The organism is Microbacterium sp. AC132 (assembly GCF_979258525.1).
In genome coordinates this window covers 613825-630372 of sequence record NZ_OZ409862.1, presented here as the reverse complement: position 1 = coordinate 630372, position 16548 = coordinate 613825, and the positions used below count along the sequence as shown (strand labels likewise).

Sequence of the window (16548 nt, the reverse complement as noted above, 5' to 3'; positions counted from 1 at the left end):
GATGAGCGTATGACCAAGGCGCGGACGAAGATCACGGTGATCGGTGCAGGCAGTGTGGGCGTCAGCGTCGCGTATGCGGCGCTGATCCGGGGAGTGCGGCCGAGGTCGCGCTCTACGACATCGCCACCGACAAGGTGGATGCCGAGGTGCTCGATCTCGCGCACGGGACGCAGTTCACCTCCGCGGCCGTGAGCGGCGGCTCCGACCTCGCCGTCGTCGAGGGCAGCGACGTGATCGTCGTCACCGCCGGAGCGAAGCAGCAGCCGGGACAGACCCGCATGGAGCTCTCGGGCATCAACGCTCGTCTGCTCGAGAAGCTCATGCCCCAGCTCGTCGAGCGCGCGCCGAACGCCGTCTTCATCATCGTCACGAATCCGGCCGATGTGATGACGGTCGTCGCCCAGCGTGTCTCGGGCCTGCCGCCGCATCGCGTCTTCGGATCCGGAACCGTGCTCGACACGTCGCGTCTGCGCTGGCGGCTCGCGCATCGCGCGAATGTGAGCACCGCGAGCGTGCACGCCGACATCGTGGGCGAGCACGGCGACACGGAGTTCCCGCTCTGGTCGAACGCGACCATCGGCTCGGTGCCGATTCTCGACTGGCCCTCCGATGAGCCGTTCACCGTCGACGAGCTCGACCGCATCGCCGTCGAGGTGCGCGATGCGGCCTATGCCGTCATCCGCGGCAAGGGAGCCACGAATCTCGCGATCGGCGTCAGCTGCGCCCGCATCGCCGAGGCAGTGCTGCACGACGAGCGGGCGGTGCTTCCGGTCGCGACGGTGCTCGACGGCGAATACGGGCTTCGCGGTGTCGCGCTGTCGGTGCCCTCGGTGGTGGGCGCTGCCGGGGCCGTGCCGTTGGCCGAGACGCCCATGAGCGAGCACGAATTCGCACTGCTGCGGGCCTCGGCCGACGCGATCCGGGCTGCGGTCGACGAGCTCGACTGAACGGCCATCGGAGAATCCCAGAGTTTTTTCGCGGAGATGTCGATCTGCGGCACCTTCGTTCGACGTCTTCAATGAGAGGGTCGACAGGCGGCCCCACCACCGAGGAGAACACCATGAAGTACATGCTGATCATGCGCTCGAACGACGAAGCGGTCGAGGCGTACAAGGAGATGCCGTTCGAGCAGGTCATCGAGGCGATGGGCAAGTACAACGAGTCGATGATCAAGGCCGGCGTGCTGGCTGCGGGCGAGGGCCTCAGCGACGCGGCGGAGGGATTCGTCGTCGACTTCAGCGCCGAGAAGCCTCTCATCACCGACGGCCCCTACGGAGAGACGAAGGAGCTGTTCAACGGCTTCTGGATCCTCGAGGTATCCAGTCGTGAAGAGGCGGCGGAGTGGGCGAGCAGGGCTCCCCTCGGCAAGGGGTCGTTCCTCGAGGTGCGGCGCGTGACCGACGAGTCCGACTTCCCGGCCGACAACGAGTGGATCGAGAAGGAGAAGGGCTGGCGCGAAGAGGAAGAGGCGCGTCGCGCCCAGCAGTGAGATGACCGACTCCGCACACCGCGAGACGGTCCGCCACGCACCCGACGAGGGCGTGCGGCGGGCCGTCGCCGCCGTGTGGCGCATCGAGTCGGCGAAGATCGTCGCGACCCTGACGCGTGTGGTCGGCGACTTCGGCCTCGCCGAGGACCTCGCGCAGGAGGCGCTGCTCGATGCCCTGCGGCAGTGGCCGGTCGAGGGCGTGCCGCGCAACGGCGCCGCCTGGCTCACGGCGGTCGCGAAGCGCAAGGCGATCGACGGCTGGCGGCGCCGCGAACGTCTCGACGACAGGATGGCCGTGCTCGCCCACGACCTCGAGCGAGAGCAGGCGGATGCCGCAGACGCGCCGCCCTGGGACCCGGATGCGGTCGACGACGACGTGCTGCGGCTGATCTTCATCTCGTGCCACCCGGTGCTCTCGCGCGAGGCGCAGGTGGCGCTCACCCTCCGCGTGGTGGGCGGCCTGTCGAGCGAGGAGATCGCCCGGGCGTTCCTCGTGCCGACGGCGACCGTGCAGCAGCGCATCGTGCGGGCCAAGAAGACTCTCGGTGCGGCGCAGGTCCCGTTCGAGATGCCACCACGGGAGGAGCACGCAGAGCGCCTGGGAGCGATCCTGGGCGTGCTCTACCTGATCTTCAACGAGGGGCACGCCGCGAGCAGCGGTCCCGACTGGATGCGCCCCGAGCTGAGTCTCGAGGCGATCAGACTCACGCGGGTGCTGGCCGCGCTGATGCCGCGCGAGCGCGACGTGCACAGCCTGCTGGCCCTGATGGAGCTCACCGCCGCGCGGTTCCCCGCCCGGATCGATGCCCACGGCGAACCGGTGCTCCTGTCCGACCAGGACCGTCGTCGCTGGGATCGCAGCCGCATCGCGCGGGGACGTGCTGCGCTCGCGGCCGCTGACGCACTCGGCTCGGGTCGCGGCCCCTACGGCCTTCAGGCGGGGATCGCGGAATGCCATGCGACAGCCGCGTCCGTCGACGACACCGACTGGGAGCGGATCGTGCTCCTGTACGAGGCGCTCGGTCGGATCGCTCCCTCGCCGGTCGTGGAGCTCAACCGGGCGGCTGCCGTCGCGATGGCGACGGGCCCGGCATCCGCTCTGCAGATCATCGACCGGCTCGGCGCCTCGGGTGCGCTGGCCGGTTACCACCTGCTGCCCGCGACGCGGGGGAACTGCTGCTGCGACTCGGTCGCGCGGAGGAGGCGCGCAGCGAGTTCGCCGTCGCCGCAGCGCTCGCAGGCAACGACAGGGAGCGGGCGCTGCTGCAGGCCAAGGCCGACGCGCGCTGACCAGACGGCACACAGAGAAACCGCCCTCTTCACCAGCGTCGCTGGGGAAGAGGGCGGTTTCCTGTTTGCTATGAGGTCAGCTGCGGGCCTTGCTGCCGCGGTTGACGATCAGGCCGTAGATCAGCAGCACGATGATCGAGCCGCCGATGGCGAGGAGCCACGTGCCCAGGTCCCAGAACTCCGTGAGAGGACGGTTCAGGATCAGGCTTCCGAGCCAGCCGCCGAGGAGGGCGCCGACGACGCCGAGGAGGAGGGTGATGAACCATCCGCCACCCTGCTTGCCGGGAAGGATCAGCTTCGCGATGGCTCCGGCGATGAGGCCGAGAAGAAGGAATCCGAGAAAGCTCATGTTCAGCTCCTTTGTTTCGTGAGCCCTGGGGTGCCAAGGCTCGTGTGATCCACTGTGCCCTCTCAGCTGATTATCAGCCAACCCCTTGCGCTGGAGGCCTCGGATATGCCAAGAGGCCCGCCCCCGAAGGGACGGGCCTCTGAGTGAGGCGGTTCGCGGTCAGTTGTTGCCGCGGACGATCGCGATGATGCGCAGGATCTCGACGTAGAGCCAGACGACCGTGACCATGATGCCGAAGGCGCCGAGCCAGCCGTACTTGCGGGGAGCGCCGTTGCGCACGCCCTGCTGGATCTGGTCGAAGTCGAGGACCAGCGAGTAGGCCGCCATGATGACGACCAGGACGCCGATGATCAGACCGAGCGGGATGCCGAAGATCTCAGCGCTGTAGAGGCCGAACGCCTGTCCCTGGGGGAGGACGCCGGTCCACATGAGCACGAGGTTCAGCAGCGAGAACACGAGGTAGCCGACCATGGCGATCATGAAGATCTTGGTGGCCTTCTTCGACGCGCGGACCTTGCCGCTGGCGAAGAGAGCGAGGGTCACGCCGACGACCGAGACCGTGGCGAGCGTGGCCTGCACGACGATGCCGGGCCACATGACCTCGAAGAACGCCGAGATGCCGCCGACGAAGAGGCCCTCGAATGCGGCGTAGGCGAAGATCAGCGCGGGGCGGACCTTCTTGCGCGAGGTGAACGTGATGACCATCGCGAGCACGAAGCCGCCGAGTGCGCCGACGATCCACGGCATGAGGTTCGGCTCGAAGCGGTTGTAGGGGTTCAGCTCGGGAGCGGCGACGCCGCCCAGAGTCAGGAACCAGCCGACGGCGGCGGTGACGAGCAGGATGGCGAAGAGTCCGGCGGTCTTCCAGACGGTGTCCTCGACGGACATGCGGTCGGTCTCGATCGCGCCGGCCGGGGGAGCCGCGTACATGCCCTCCAGCTGTGCGTTCGCCGCGGCGTCCATGGTGCCGTGCTGGAACGACGCGGCTTGCGCCCCCTGCGCTCCCTGCGGGGCACCCGGGTAGGTCGCGACGTTGCGCGGATCCTGCTGCTGGAACGCCGGGTTGTTGAAGGCGAAGTTGCTCATGTGGGCCTCACTCCAAAGTGGGTTGTAGGTCGCTTTCCTCCACGATACCCGGAAGGGCAGGTCATCAGGGTGTTCTACGCTGAGAGCGTGCCCAGGAAATCGCCTCTCGTGATCGGGCATCGCGGTGCGCCCGGCTATCGTCCGGAACACAGTCGCTCGTCATACGAGCTCGCCCTCGCGATGGGGGTCGATGCGGTCGAACCCGACGTCGTCGCCACGAAGGACGGCGTGCTCATCGTGCGGCACGAGAACGAGATCTCCGGCACCACGGATGTGGCCGAGCACCGGGAGTTCGCCGACCGGAAGACGACCAAGCGCGTCGACGGCGAGGCCCTCACCGGCTGGTTCACCGAGGACTTCACCTGGGATGAGCTCACGACGTTGCGCAGCCGGGAGCGCCTTCCGAAGGTGCGCGTGTCGAGCGCGAGCTTCGACGGTTCGCAGGCGATCCTGCGGTTGACCGACGTGCTCGACATCGTCCGCGCCGGCTCGGTCGAGTACGGACGCGAGATCGGCGTGGTGCTCGAGGTCAAGCACGCCACATACTTCGCGAGCATCGGCCTCGACCTCGCGCCGCTGATCGAACGCGACCTGCGTGCGGCGGGGTGGGCCGAGGGCGAGCTGCCGCTGATCGTGGAGTCCTTCGAGTCGACGATCCTCGGACAGCTGAGGGCCCGAGGCATCGCGGCGTCGTACGTCTATCTGATCGAGGCGTCGGGACGCGCGTACGATCTGGTCGTCGCTCAGGGCACGCAGGCGCCCACGTATGCGGCCACCGTCACCCCGCAGGGACTCGATGCGCTCGTCGGCCGGGTCGACGGAATCAGCGTCGACAAGCGCATGCTGCTCGCCGCAGGCAACTCGATCGTCCCCGATGCGCACGCGCGCGGGCTCACGGTCTTCACATGGACCTGTCGGCCGGAGAACGCCTTCCTCTCGGCGGAGTTCCGCGGCCACGGAGGCAAGAGCGCCTACGGGGACTACGAGGCCGAATGGGGCGTCATCGCTCGCACGGGAGTCGACGGGGTCTTCGTCGATCACCCCGACCTCGGGGTCGGTTTCTTTCGCGTCTGACCTCGATCAGAACGGGCCGAGCACGTCCGGAACGGGGCGATCGAGGTGGAGCGCTCGCAGCGGCTCGAGGATCTCGCGCTCCTCGAAGCGGAAGTGCGACTCCATGATCGCGCCGATGCCGTCGAGGTGGCGCTTCAGCGTCTCGCTGCCCTCTCCGCTCTCGACGGCCGTGCGGAGTCCTCCGAGCAGGTGGGCCAGCATCGAGTGATCCTGCATCAGCTTGGCGATCACGTCGCCGAGTTCCGGGTGCTGGTCGCGCAGCGCGGGGAACAGGGCGCGGTCCTCGCTCAGATGATGCCCATCGAGGGCCGAGCAGAAGCCGATGCAGAACAGCGCGAGCTCGCGCGCGGCATCCGGAGCATCCGAACCGTCCTGCACCGCCTCCCTCGTGGCCTCGAGGGCGGCGCGGAGTCTCGTGTGCGCCCGGCGCAGCTCTGCGTCCCAGGCGATCAGGCGATCGGCATCCATCCCGGCAATTCTAGAGCCGGCATCCGCGGTCAGAGCGTGCGGTCGAAGGCGCCGCGGCGCGACACGATCTCCTTGCCGAGAGGCATCAGCGAGACGGGCACCATCTTGAAGTCGGCGATGCCCATCGGGATGCCGATGATCGTGATGCAGAGCGCGAGGCCGGAGACGATGTGTCCGATCGCCAACCACCAGCCGGCGAGGATGACCCAGAGCACGTTGCCGAGGAACGAGCCGACTCCGGAGGTCGGCTTGCTGACGATCTCACGCCCGAACGGCCAGATCGCGTAGCGGGCGATGCGGAACGAGGCGATGGCCCAGGGGATCGTCACGATCGGAATGCACAGCAGGATGCCGGCCAGCATGTAGCCGAGGAAGAGAGCGAGTCCGGCGAAGATCAGCCAGATGATGTTGAGGATCGTGCGCACGGGCCGATTCTCGCATCGACGGCTGAGCATCCGCCTGTTCGCGGCCTCCCGGGCCGATGGCGAACCGCCACCGGTCGTTCACCATCCGTGCACCTGCACGCCGTCGTTCGGCCATGCGGGATCGCTGATGTGGAGTCCTACCCGACTGATTCCCTCAGGAGCCCTATGTCCCGCCTGCACTCTGCGGCTGCGGTCACGACGGTCTGCGCACTCAGCGCTGCCGCCCTGCTCGCCGTGCCGCTCGCCGCCACCGGAGCCGAACCCGGTGTCCGCATCAACGAAGTCGAGTCGAGCGGGGGAGCACCCGGCGACTGGATCGAGTTCGTCAACACGTCCGCCGTCGCGGTCGACCTGAGCGGTTTCGTCGTCAAGGACGACGGCGAAGATGAGGCGTACACGTTCCCGGACGGATCGGTGATCGAGCCCGGCGCGCATCTCGTTCTCGACCAGGCCGATGCCGGAGCGGGCGACTTCGCCTTCGGCCTCGGCAAAGAAGACCAGGTGCGACTGTTCGACCCGAGCGCCGTGCTCGTGGACGAGACATCGTGGGCGGCTCACGCTGCAGTGTCCTGGGGAGCGCGGGAGGTCGACGGCATCGTCGAATGGGCGGAGACGTCCGAGTCCACGAAGGGCGCGGCGAACGTCTTCGCATCCGACGAACCTCTGGGCGGCACCATCGCGATCAACGAGGTCGACTCGCAGCCGGCGGACTGGGTGGAGTTCCACAACGCGGGCGATGCTTCTCTCGACATCTCGGGCTACGAGATCCGCGACAACTCCGACGACCACCGCTGGCAGTTCCTGCCGGGCACGGAGATCGCCGCAGGCGAGTTCCTCGTCGTCGAGGAGGGCACCATCGGTCTCGTCGGTGGCGTCGAGACGGCCTTCCGCGATCCGATCGGAATCGGCAGCGCCGACCGCATCCGCCTGTTCGACACGGCTGGCGTGCTGGTCGACGACACGCAGGCATGGAGCGGCCATGCCGCCATCGACGGCGACGCCATCGCCGCGACCCTCGCACGCTGCCCCGACGGAGAGGGCGCCTTCGTGCTCGCATATGCGACCCCGGGGGTGACGAACACGTGCGTCATGCCGGACATCGTGATCAACGAGATCGAATCCGACGGCGACGCGACCGACTGGGTCGAGGTCGTCAACTCGGGCAGCACACCGGTCGACCTCTCCGGCTGGACCGTCATGGACGGCGACCCGGTCGGCCACGCGGCGGAGACGACGCCGCTGCCCGCGGGCACCGTGCTCGAACCCGGCGCGTACCTCGTCTTCGACCAGCCGAAGGACTTCGTGTTCGGTCTGGGCAACGGCGACACCGTCACGCTGCGCGACGCGAACCTCAACATCGTCGACGAGCACGTCTACGCGGCGCATGCGGCGGGCGTCCTCGCGCGATGCGCGGACGGAGCTGGAGAGTTCGCCGACATCGCGGTCTCGACCAAGGGCCAGCGCAACGCGTGCGGCAACCCGGTGCGGATCAACGAGGTCGAGTCCGACGGCGGATCGCCCGGTGACTGGATCGAACTCGTCAACCCGACCGCATCCGCCCTCGACGTCTCCGGCGTCGTCGTGAAGGACGACGACGACACCCACTCCTACGTCATTCCGGCCGCGACCACCATCGCCGCGGGCGGATACCTCGTCATCGAGGGCACGGACCTCGGCTTCGGTCTGGGTGACGGCGACTCCGTTCGCGTCTTCGACGGAGATCTGCTCATCGACTCCACCACGTGGGGCGCAGGGCACGCGGCCACCACGTGGGGGCGCTGCCCGGACATCGCCGGCACCTTCGCGGCGACCGCGGAGAGCACGAAGGGTGCGGCGAACATCTGCGCCGGCGAGATCCCCGTCTCGCCATGGCCGGGTTCGGCCGACGTCCGGGTGCTCGACACCGCGCCGACGTTCCTCGAGGACAGCTCGGGTCTCGACGTGCAGGAGACGTCGGACGGATCGTTCCTCTGGGCCGTGGACAACGGCGAGGGGCGCATCTGGAAGCTCGAGGCCCACGCCGACGGCTCGTTCTCGCAGATCGCCGGGTGGGAGTCGGGCAAGCGCGTGCGATTCCAGAAGGATGCCGGCGACCCGAACGCCGCAGGCCCCGACACCGAGGGCATCACCGTCGACGGCGAGGGATCGGTCTACGTCGCCTCCGAGCGTGACAACAGCGCCAAGGGCGTGAACCAGAACACCATCCTGAAGGTCGACCCTGAAGCCTCCGCCGACGACCTCGTCGCCGAGCAGGAGTGGGATCTGACCTCGTCGCTCCCCGCCGTGGGAGCGAACCTCGGCATGGAGGCGGTGCAGTGGGTGCCGGACAGCGCTCTTGACGGCGCACTCTTCGACGTCAACACCGCGGCCCCGTACGACTCGGCAGACTACGCCGGACACGGCGGCGGCCTGTTCTTCGTCGCGGTCGAGGACAACGGTCACGTTTACGCGTTCGCGCTCGGCGCCGACGGCCAGGCCACGCTGGTGTCGGAGATCGCACCCGGTCTGCCCGGCGTCATGGCGCTCGACTACGACAGCGTGCTCGACGTGCTGTGGGCGGTCTGCGACGACGGCTGCCAGGGGCAGTCGGCCCAGATCACGCTGAACGGCACCGAACAGCCCGGCATCGCGCACTTCGCCCGCCCTGCCGGCATGCCCGACATCAACAACGAGGGATTCGCGACCGCCCCGGCCTCGCTGTCGGTCGACGGTGAGCGTCCGGTCTGGTGGTTCGCCGACGGTTTCGCCGCCGAGGCGCTGCGAGTCGGCACCCTTCCCGGAGTGACCGGAGAGACGCCCGGCGAAGGGCCCGGGGAGAACCCGGGGCAGACTCCTGGCGAAGGCCCGGTCTCGAGCCAGCCCGGCGGCGCGCCTTCCGGTGACGACCGTGACGGTGCCGCCGGCCTCGCTGCGACCGGCGCGGAGGCGCCCGTGGCCCTGATCGCTCTGGCCCTGATGCTCGTCGTCGGCGGTGCGCTCGTCGCCGGTCGGCGCCGGCGCGTCAGCTGACACGAGCGACGCGACGACGATGGGGCGGATGCACGGGATCCCGTGCATCCGCCCCATCCGCCGGCAGTGTCGGTGGCGCGGCCTAGACTCGTAGAGCCATGACCGAAGCCCCCCTCATCGTCCCCGGATCCGTCGGCCCTCGCTCCACCGGAGCGCAGGGACAGGACGACCTCCTCGCCGGCCTCAACCCGCAGCAGCTCGAAGCGGTGACCTACCGCGGACCCGCGCTGCTGATCGTCGCGGGTGCAGGCTCCGGCAAGACCAGCGTGCTGACACGGCGCATCGCCTCTCTGCTGAGGTCACGCGAGGCATGGCCCAGCCAGATCCTCGCGATCACCTTCACCAACAAGGCCGCCGGTGAGATGCGCGAGCGCGTCGAGGCGATCGTGGGCGACGCGGCGCGGGGCATGTGGATCTCGACGTTCCACTCCGCCTGCGTGCGGATCCTCCGGCGTGAGGCTCAGCAGTTCGGGTTCACCAAGTCATTCACGATCTACGACTCCGGTGATTCGCGGGCGCTCATCAAGCGGCTGGTCAAGCAGCACGAGGCCGATGCCTACGGTCTCACTCCCGGGGCCGTGCAGTCGCGCATCTCCAAGCTCAAGAACGAGCTGTCGGATGCCGACGCGTATGCGCGACAGGCGAACATGAACGACCCGGCCGAGCGGATCTTCGTCGAGCTTTTCGCCGACTACCAGCGGCAGCTGCAGAAGGCGAACGCGTTCGACTTCGACGACCTGATCGGCCAGACCGTCTATCTGTTCCGCGCCTTCCCGCAGGTCGCCGACACCTATCGGCGCAGGTTCCGTCATGTGCTGGTCGACGAGTACCAGGACACGAACCACGCTCAGTACGCCCTCATCCACGAGCTGACGCGTCCGGTCTCGGGCGATTCGCCCGACCCGTATGCCTCCGACGGCATGATGATCTTCGAGCCGGAGACCACGCCGGAGCTCGAAGGCGCGTCACTCACCGTGGTGGGTGATTCCGACCAGTCGATCTACGCGTTCCGCGGCGCCGACATCCGCAACATCAGCGAGTTCGAGCGCGACTTCCCCGGCGCTCGCGTCGTGCTGCTCGAGCAGAACTATCGCTCGACGCAGAACATCCTCTCGGCGGCGAACGCGGTGATCGGCAACAACTTCGACCGCAAGGACAAGAAGCTCTGGAGCGACAAGGGCGACGGTGACATGATCGTCGGCTTCACCGGGTACTCCCAGCACGATGAGGCCCAATTCGTCGCCGACGAGGTCGAGGCGCTGCACCGCGCCGGCATGCCGTACTCCGAGATGGCCGTCTTCTACCGCACGAACTCGCAATCGCGTGCGCTGGAGGAGATCTTCATCCGCTCCGCCGTGCCCTACAAGATCATGGGCGGCACGAAGTTCTACGAGCGTGCCGAGATCAAGGACGCCCTCGCCTACCTGGTCGCCGTCGCGAACCCGGCCGACGAGATGGCTGTCCGCCGCATCCTGAACAAGCCCAGGCGCGGCATCGGCGATGTGACCGAGACGGCGATCGCGCGGTTCGCCGAAGACCACGACATCACGTTCCGGCAGGCCCTGTCCGTGCCCGAGCAGCTGGGCTTCGGTCCGAAGATCCAGGCCGGCATCGCCCAGCTCGATGCCGTGCTGGCCGAGGCGACGGAGATCATGCTCCCCGCCTCCGGCGAGGTTCCCGCTCCGACCACCGTCGCCGACGGGCTCAGCGTGCTGCTGTCGAAGAGCGGCTACCTCGACGCCCTGCGGGCGAGCCGCGACCCACAGGATGAGGCGCGCGTCGAGAACCTCGACGAGTTCGTCGCCGTCGCGCGGGACTTCGCGCGCAACAATCCTGACGGGACGATCGTGGACTTCCTCACAGAGGTCGCCCTGGTCTCGGATGCCGATGACCTCGATGACGAATCAGGGTCGGTGTCGATGATGACGATGCACACCGCGAAGGGGCTCGAGTACGACGCGGTCTTCGTGACCGGCGTCGAAGAGGATCTGATCCCGCACCGCATCTCGGCGGGGGAGCCGGGCGGTCCTCAGGAAGAGCGGAGGCTCTTCTACGTCGGCATCACGCGCGCGCGGAAGCGCCTGCACCTGTCGCTCGCGATGACCAGGGCCCAGTTCGGCGAGGTCTCGGTCGCGATGCCCAGCCGCTTCCTGCAGGAGATCCCCGCCGGACTCATCGACTGGCGCCAGTCGCCCGGCGACGTCAACTCCCGGGGAGGCATGCAGTCCCGTGCGCTCAATGCGCGCCGGGCAGGCGGATTCGGCGGCTCCGGTTCCGGCGACCGTTTCGCGGTGAAGCAGCTGCCGGGGCGCGACTCTCTCAAGCCGCTCTCGACCGCGATGGACAAGTTCCCCAACCGCGTGACGGCGAAGATGCGTGACAACGGCGACCTCGAACTCGCCGCCGGGGATCGCATCCGCCACACGGACTTCGGCGACGGACGGGTCGACGCGGTGACGGGCGAGGGTGCCAAGCGCATCGCGCACGTGCGCTTCGATTCCGCCGGCCAGAAGAAGCTCCTGATCAAGGTCGCGCCGATCGAGAAGATCTAGCCCTCTGGCGGGTTAGGCTGGCTGATATGGCCCTGTTCTCCCGCCGCAAGAAGTCCGCCGACGACGTCGTCGCCGACCAGTTCGACACCGAGACCGAGGAGTCCGCCGACGAGACTCCGGACGGTGCGGAGGCGCCGGCGGACGCCGCCGAGGCCACGCCCACCATCGGTATCTCCGTCCAGGCGTTCCGTGGGGTCGGTGCTCAGGCGGGACCGGAGGTCGAGCTGCCCGGTCCTGACGCGCCGGCAGCATCGGCGCCTGCGACAGCACCCGCCCCTGCTCCCGCTGCGCCGGCACCTGCCCCCGTGGCCGAGCCCGAGCGTCGACTGCCGCTGGCGCCCGCGATGCCGCCCGAGCAGACCGAGACCGTCCCGGGCATGAAGGACAACGTCCTGCTGCGTGAATCCCTGAAAGAGGTCGAGCAGGGCGCCACGAACGAGCAGCTGCTCGGAGTGCTCCGCCAGGCGCTGCAGGGGCACATGTACATCCGCGTCAACGGTGATGCACGCGCGCAGATCAGTGAGGGCAAGCCTCTCGCTGTCGCGGTCGTGCGTGATGGCGATCGTCAGTTCATGCTCGCGTTCAGTTCGGCCGCCGCTGTCCGAGACTCCGTGCAGCTCGAGAAGGACCCGACGGCGACATCTGCCGTCGCCCAGCCTGTCACGTCCGTTCTGCAGCAGGTCGTCTCGGGTGACTTCGCCGGCCTCATCGTCGACAACGCCTCTGCACCGCACCGCGTGGTGTTCCCGTCCGAGCTCCTGCAGAAGGCGCTCGAGCAGGCAGACGTCGACATGACGGTCAAGTCGCTGATCGCCGCACCGCGAGAGCAGGACACCGCATCGAAGGTCGGTGAGGCGCTCGCGACGAAGCGCATGTGGGTCGCCGTCAACGAGGGAAACCCCGGCGGACAGGTCGGGATCGCCGAAGCGCAGACTCCCGACGGCAAGCGGTTCCTCCAGCTCTTCTCGCACCCGCTCGAGGTGCTCGCGCTCGGTCGGGGCGATCGACCGCTGCCGTTCGAGCCGCTGCAGCTGGCCAAGATCCTCTCCAGCCACATCGATATGGCCGGGGTCATCATCGATCCGGCCGGCCCCAGCATCGTGGTCGAGCGCGACGCTCTCACCTCGGTGCTGATCCTCGCGATCGACATCGACGACTGACGGGCTTCCCCCGCGTCGCACCGGCCCTCTAGGGTCGGAGCATGGCCTCAGAACGCGTGACCCTGACAGTCATCGATCCCGATGGAGAGCGCGAGGTCGCGCTCTCGAGCCCGAACAGGGTCGTCTGGCCGAAGGACGGCATCACGAAGGCCGAGCTCGCGGAGTACTTCCAGCTCGTCAGCGTGCCGTTCCTCGAGGCGAACGGGAATCGTCCCGTCTCGCTCGAGCGCTTCCGCGACGGCGTGGGAAGCGACGGGTTCTTCTCGAAGAACCCGCCCAAGGGAACGCCCGACTATGTCGACGCCGTCACCGTGACCTACAACAGTGCGCGTCGGCATCCGCAGATCGTCCTGAATCGCCCGAGCGCGATCGTCTGGGCGGCGCAGATGAACACGATCGTCTTCCACCCCTGGGCGTCCCTCGCCACCGACCCGGACAATCCCGTCGAGTTGCGGATCGACCTCGACCCGCAGCCCGGCACGGGGTTCGCGGATGCCATCCCCGCCGCGCACGCGCTGAGAGAGGTGCTCGAGGAGGTCGGTCTCACCGCGTTCGTGAAGACCAGCGGCAACCGTGGACTGCACGTGTTCGCGCCCATCGAACCGACTCATGAGTTCCTCGATGTGCGGCACGCCGTGATCGCAGCCGGCCGCGAGCTGGAGCGACGGATGCCGGAGCAGGTCACGATGAGCTGGTGGAAGGAGGAGCGTGGTCAGCGGGTCTTCATCGACTTCAACCAGGCGAACCGCGACCGCACGATGGCCGGTGCCTACAGCCCCCGCGCGCTTCCCGGGGCCACGGTCTCGACGCCCGTGTACTGGGACGAGCTGGACGGTCTCGACCCCGCGGTCTTCACCGTCCGCAGCATCCCGAAGAGACTCGCCGAGGTCGGTGATCCCTGGGCGGGCAAGCAGGACGAGCCGGGGCGCATCGACACGCTTCTCGAGTGGTGGGAGCGGGACAAGGCGGCGGGCCTCGGCGAGTTGTCGTTCCCGCCCGAGTTTCCCAAGATGCCCGGAGAGCCCCCACGCGTGCAGCCCAGCAAGAAGGTCGACGCCCACTGGGATGCGAACGGTGATCCCGTCGAGGAGTGAGCCTCAGCCGATGACCTCGGCCAGGTCGTACCCGGCCACGGTGTCGAGCTGGTCGTAGGTGCACGACCGCGCATCCCGGTCCGGACGCCAGCGGTCGAACTGCACCGTATGGCGGAACCGCGAACCCTCGAGCTGGTCGTAGCGCACCTCGAGCACGAGCTCGGGGCGCAGCCGGACGAACGAGACATCCTTGGACCCGCTGAAGCGCGAACGCTCACCCTCGCCGGTGAGGGCCTCGCCGGAGTCGTTGCGCTGCACGAGCGGGGCGAGCTCCTCGACGAGCTCCCGGCGGCGCACATCACTCCATGCGGCCACGCCGCCGACCTGCCGCAGGGTGCGGTCGGAGTCGTAGAGGCCGACGAGCAGAGACCCGACGCCCGACCCGGACTTGTGCACGCGGTAGCCGAGCGCGACCACGTCAGCGGTGCGGGCATGCTTGATCTTGATGAGGGTGCGCTTTCCGGGCGCGTACGGCTGATCGAGTGGCTTGGCGACGACCCCGTCGAGCCCTGCGCCCTCGAACTCGGCGAGCCAGCGCACGGCGGCGTCCCGATCGCGGGTGGTGCGCGTGATGTGCAGGGGATGCTCGACCCCTTCCATCAGGGTCTCCAGGCGCGCGCGGCGTTCGGCGAACGGAGCGCTCAGGAGGTCTTCGTCGCCGACGGCCAGCAGATCGAAGGCGATGAACATCGCAGGCGTCTCCGCGGCGAGCTTCGCCACTCGTGAGGCCGCGGGATGGATGCGCTGACTCAGCGCCTCCCAATCGAGTCGCTGCGCCCCCTCGTGTCCCGTGGCCACGACGATCTCTCCGTCGAGCAGGCACGGCCTCGGAAGCAGTCGCGGGATCGCCTCGACGAGCTCGGGGAAGTATCTCGTCAGCGGTTTCGCGCCGCGGGAGCCGATCTCGACGGTCTCGCCGTCCCAGGCGATTAGCCCGCGGAATCCGTCCCACTTGGGCTCGAACAGCAGCCCTCCGGCGGTCTTCGCGGGATCGGGGACGGATGCTGCCGCCTTCGCCAGCATCGGGGACGGGATCTCGTAGCGCATGGATCCATCCTGGCGTCGGTCGCGTCGTGGCGGAAGGGTGATTTCGCCCGTCAGGAGAAGAGGTCGTCGAGGGAGACGCGCATGCCGGCATCCTTGAGCGCCGTGCGGGCGGCATGCCATCCCGCCATGCCGTTGACGCCCGGGCCGGGCGGTGTCGACGCCGACGCGAGGTACACCCCGTGCATCGGAGTGCGCCAGGGCGCGATGCCGAGGACCGGGCGCCGCAGCGCCTGCGGGATCGTGAACGCCCCGCCGAGGATGTCGCCGCCGATCTCCGACGGGTTGACCGCCTCGCGCGACGACGCCGGCACCGAGTGGTGCGCGAGGATGAGGTCCCGGAATCCCGGTGCGAATCGCTCGACCTGACGCGTGATGAGTTCGGTGGCGTCGAGATCGGAGTCCCGGGGAACATGGATGTACGCCCACAGCACCGCCTTGCCCTCCGGCGCCCTGCTGGGGTCGAAGACCGAGGGCTGCACCGTCAGGACGTACGGTCGGTCGCTGATCCGTCCCCGGGCGACAGCGTTCTCACTCGCCCACGTCTCCGCCGCCGATCCGCCGATGTGGACGGTGGGCGACTGGGCGACGTCGGGATTCGCCCAGGGAATCGGCCCGTCGAGAGCGAAATCCACCTTCGCAGCGGCGGGGCCGTATCGGTAGTTGCGGATCGCCCGCGCGTAGGCCGCGGGGATGTCCGGATGGGTGAGGGTGAGGCGGGGCGATGTGTTCAGCATCAGCAGATCACCACGGGCGGGGTCGCCCCAGTCGAGCGATCCCAGGTCGGTGACGTGGATGCCCGATTCGACGGATCCGCCATGGGCCTCGATATCGGCGACCATGCTGTCGGCGATGCGCTGCGCGCCGCTTCGCGGGTACATCCATCCGCCGGCGTGCGCCTGCGCGGCGAGCAGCAGCCCGGCTGCGGCGCCGGCGAGCGAGGGGAGCGGGGTGTTCGCGTGCGCCAGGACACCGGCCATCAGCGCGGCGGCCTCTTCGGTGCGGAAGCTGCGCCGGGCGAGCGGCGTGCCCTGGTCGAGCATCCGCAGCGCGAACCGGAGAGCCGTGATCGGCTCGCGAGGCACCCTGAGCATCTGATTGCCGGTGAAGTCGACGACGCCCTCGACGTGAGTGCTGAGCGGGCGCAGGAGCGACAGCCAGGCCCGCTCGTCGACGCCGAGCCCTGCCGCGGTGCGTTCGATGTCGCGCCATGCGATTCCGGCTCTGCCGCCGTCTAGCGGGTGCGCGTACGAGATGTCGGGGAGGATCCAGTCCACCCGTTCGGCGAGGCCGAACGCCTGGAAGAACGACGAAGAGAGCGCGGCCGGGTGCACGGCGGCGCAGACGTCGTGCCGGAAGCCCGAGAGGGTCGATTCCGTCGTGCGGACTCCGCCGCCGATCGTGTCGGCGGCTTCGAGCACGTGCACCTCGTAGCCGGCGCGCGCGAGGGACACAGCCGCCGCCAGGCCGTTCGGTCCGGAGCCGATGATCGTCGCGCGTGCCATTCG

The 16548-nt window shown here is 68.6% G+C and carries 12 protein-coding genes and 2 pseudogenes; 8 read left to right on the top strand and 6 right to left on the bottom strand.

Annotated elements, in window-relative coordinates; all coding sequences use genetic code 11:
• Nucleotides 1–9 precede the first annotated feature (9 nt).
• The 3 genes and pseudogenes from ACZZZQ_RS02925 (at nt 10) to ACZZZQ_RS02915 (ending at nt 2779) form a co-directional block, all read left to right on the top strand.
• Nucleotides 10–947 (top strand): annotated as a pseudogene (locus tag ACZZZQ_RS02925) (L-lactate dehydrogenase).
• A 113-nt stretch (nt 948–1060) separates the two neighbouring features.
• On the top strand, nt 1061–1489 hold the full coding sequence (locus tag ACZZZQ_RS02920; protein ID WP_053098985.1) for a YciI family protein: 429 nt from the start codon (nt 1061–1063) through the stop codon (nt 1487–1489).
• A gap of 1 nt (nt 1490) precedes the next feature.
• Nucleotides 1491–2779 (top strand): annotated as a pseudogene (locus ACZZZQ_RS02915) (RNA polymerase sigma factor).
• 76 nt (nt 2780–2855) lie between these two features.
• Here ACZZZQ_RS02915 and ACZZZQ_RS02910 read toward each other — a convergent pair.
• Nucleotides 2856–3128 (bottom strand): GlsB/YeaQ/YmgE family stress response membrane protein, encoded by a 273-nt coding sequence (locus ACZZZQ_RS02910; RefSeq protein ID WP_053098987.1) that lies wholly within the window; start codon nt 3126–3128, stop codon nt 2856–2858.
• A 159-nt stretch (nt 3129–3287) separates the two neighbouring features.
• Nucleotides 3288–4214 (bottom strand): Bax inhibitor-1/YccA family protein, encoded by a 927-nt coding sequence (locus tag ACZZZQ_RS02905; protein ID WP_295101094.1) that lies wholly within the window; start codon nt 4212–4214, stop codon nt 3288–3290.
• 87 nt (nt 4215–4301) lie between these two features.
• Between ACZZZQ_RS02905 and ACZZZQ_RS02900 the strand changes: the two genes are divergently transcribed.
• Nucleotides 4302–5288 carry a glycerophosphodiester phosphodiesterase family protein gene (locus ACZZZQ_RS02900; RefSeq protein ID WP_295101096.1) on the top strand — a complete coding sequence of 329 codons (987 nt, stop codon included), beginning with the start codon at nt 4302–4304 and terminating at the stop codon, nt 5286–5288.
• 6 nt (nt 5289–5294) lie between these two features.
• Here ACZZZQ_RS02900 and ACZZZQ_RS02895 read toward each other — a convergent pair whose 3' ends face one another.
• Together ACZZZQ_RS02895 and ACZZZQ_RS02890 are read right to left on the bottom strand one after the other, a co-directional pair.
• Nucleotides 5295–5756: a hemerythrin domain-containing protein gene (locus tag ACZZZQ_RS02895; RefSeq protein WP_187250070.1), complete on the bottom strand. Its 462-nt coding sequence runs from the start codon at nt 5754–5756 to the stop codon at nt 5295–5297.
• A gap of 29 nt (nt 5757–5785) precedes the next feature.
• Complete coding sequence (locus ACZZZQ_RS02890; protein WP_187250071.1) at nt 5786–6181, bottom strand: YccF domain-containing protein; 396 nt, start codon at nt 6179–6181, stop codon at nt 5786–5788.
• Between the two features lie 165 nt (nt 6182–6346).
• Here ACZZZQ_RS02890 and ACZZZQ_RS02885 point away from each other — a divergent pair, with 165 nt between their 5' ends.
• The 4 genes from ACZZZQ_RS02885 (at nt 6347) to ligD (ending at nt 13996) form a co-directional block, all read left to right on the top strand.
• Entirely contained in the window at nt 6347–9190 is a 2844-nt protein-coding gene (locus ACZZZQ_RS02885; protein WP_463506854.1) for a lamin tail domain-containing protein, read from the top strand.
• Nucleotides 9191–9288: 98 nt separating this feature from the next.
• Nucleotides 9289–11742 carry an ATP-dependent helicase gene (locus tag ACZZZQ_RS02880; RefSeq protein WP_463506853.1) on the top strand — a complete coding sequence of 818 codons (2454 nt, stop codon included), beginning with the start codon at nt 9289–9291 and terminating at the stop codon, nt 11740–11742.
• Between the two features lie 26 nt (nt 11743–11768).
• Entirely contained in the window at nt 11769–12902 is a 1134-nt protein-coding gene (locus tag ACZZZQ_RS02875; RefSeq protein ID WP_053098993.1) for an SseB family protein, read from the top strand.
• A 41-nt stretch (nt 12903–12943) separates the two neighbouring features.
• Nucleotides 12944–13996 carry a non-homologous end-joining DNA ligase gene (gene ligD, locus ACZZZQ_RS02870; RefSeq protein WP_056277321.1) on the top strand — a complete coding sequence of 351 codons (1053 nt, stop codon included), beginning with the start codon at nt 12944–12946 and terminating at the stop codon, nt 13994–13996.
• Nucleotides 13997–13999: 3 nt separating this feature from the next.
• On the opposite strand, the gene ACZZZQ_RS02865 is transcribed toward ligD, so the two are convergent.
• Both ACZZZQ_RS02865 and ACZZZQ_RS02860 read right to left on the bottom strand, forming a co-directional pair.
• Nucleotides 14000–15043 (bottom strand): ATP-dependent DNA ligase, encoded by a 1044-nt coding sequence (locus ACZZZQ_RS02865; protein ID WP_463506852.1) that lies wholly within the window; start codon nt 15041–15043, stop codon nt 14000–14002.
• A 50-nt stretch (nt 15044–15093) separates the two neighbouring features.
• Nucleotides 15094–16545 (bottom strand): phytoene desaturase family protein, encoded by a 1452-nt coding sequence (locus ACZZZQ_RS02860; protein WP_463506851.1) that lies wholly within the window; start codon nt 16543–16545, stop codon nt 15094–15096.
• Nucleotides 16546–16548: the final 3 nt, after the last annotated feature.

What these genes read in the sequence shown, in the direction of transcription:
- ACZZZQ_RS02920 (WP_053098985.1), top strand. Translation starts at nt 1,061, where the DNA reads ATGAAGTACATGCTGATCATGCGCTCGAACGACGAAGCGGTCGAGGCG.
- ACZZZQ_RS02910 (WP_053098987.1), bottom strand. Translation starts at nt 3,128, where the DNA reads ATGAGCTTTCTCGGATTCCTTCTTCTCGGCCTCATCGCCGGAGCCATC.
- ACZZZQ_RS02905 (WP_295101094.1), bottom strand. Translation starts at nt 4,214, where the DNA reads ATGAGCAACTTCGCCTTCAACAACCCGGCGTTCCAGCAGCAGGATCCG.
- ACZZZQ_RS02895 (WP_187250070.1), bottom strand. Translation starts at nt 5,756, where the DNA reads ATGGATGCCGATCGCCTGATCGCCTGGGACGCAGAGCTGCGCCGGGCG.
- ACZZZQ_RS02885 (WP_463506854.1), top strand. Translation starts at nt 6,347, where the DNA reads ATGTCCCGCCTGCACTCTGCGGCTGCGGTCACGACGGTCTGCGCACTC.
- ACZZZQ_RS02880 (WP_463506853.1), top strand. Translation starts at nt 9,289, where the DNA reads ATGACCGAAGCCCCCCTCATCGTCCCCGGATCCGTCGGCCCTCGCTCC.
- ACZZZQ_RS02875 (WP_053098993.1), top strand. Translation starts at nt 11,769, where the DNA reads ATGGCCCTGTTCTCCCGCCGCAAGAAGTCCGCCGACGACGTCGTCGCC.
- ligD (WP_056277321.1), top strand. Translation starts at nt 12,944, where the DNA reads ATGGCCTCAGAACGCGTGACCCTGACAGTCATCGATCCCGATGGAGAG.
- ACZZZQ_RS02865 (WP_463506852.1), bottom strand. Translation starts at nt 15,043, where the DNA reads ATGCGCTACGAGATCCCGTCCCCGATGCTGGCGAAGGCGGCAGCATCC.
- ACZZZQ_RS02860 (WP_463506851.1), bottom strand. Translation starts at nt 16,545, where the DNA reads ATGGCACGCGCGACGATCATCGGCTCCGGACCGAACGGCCTGGCGGCG.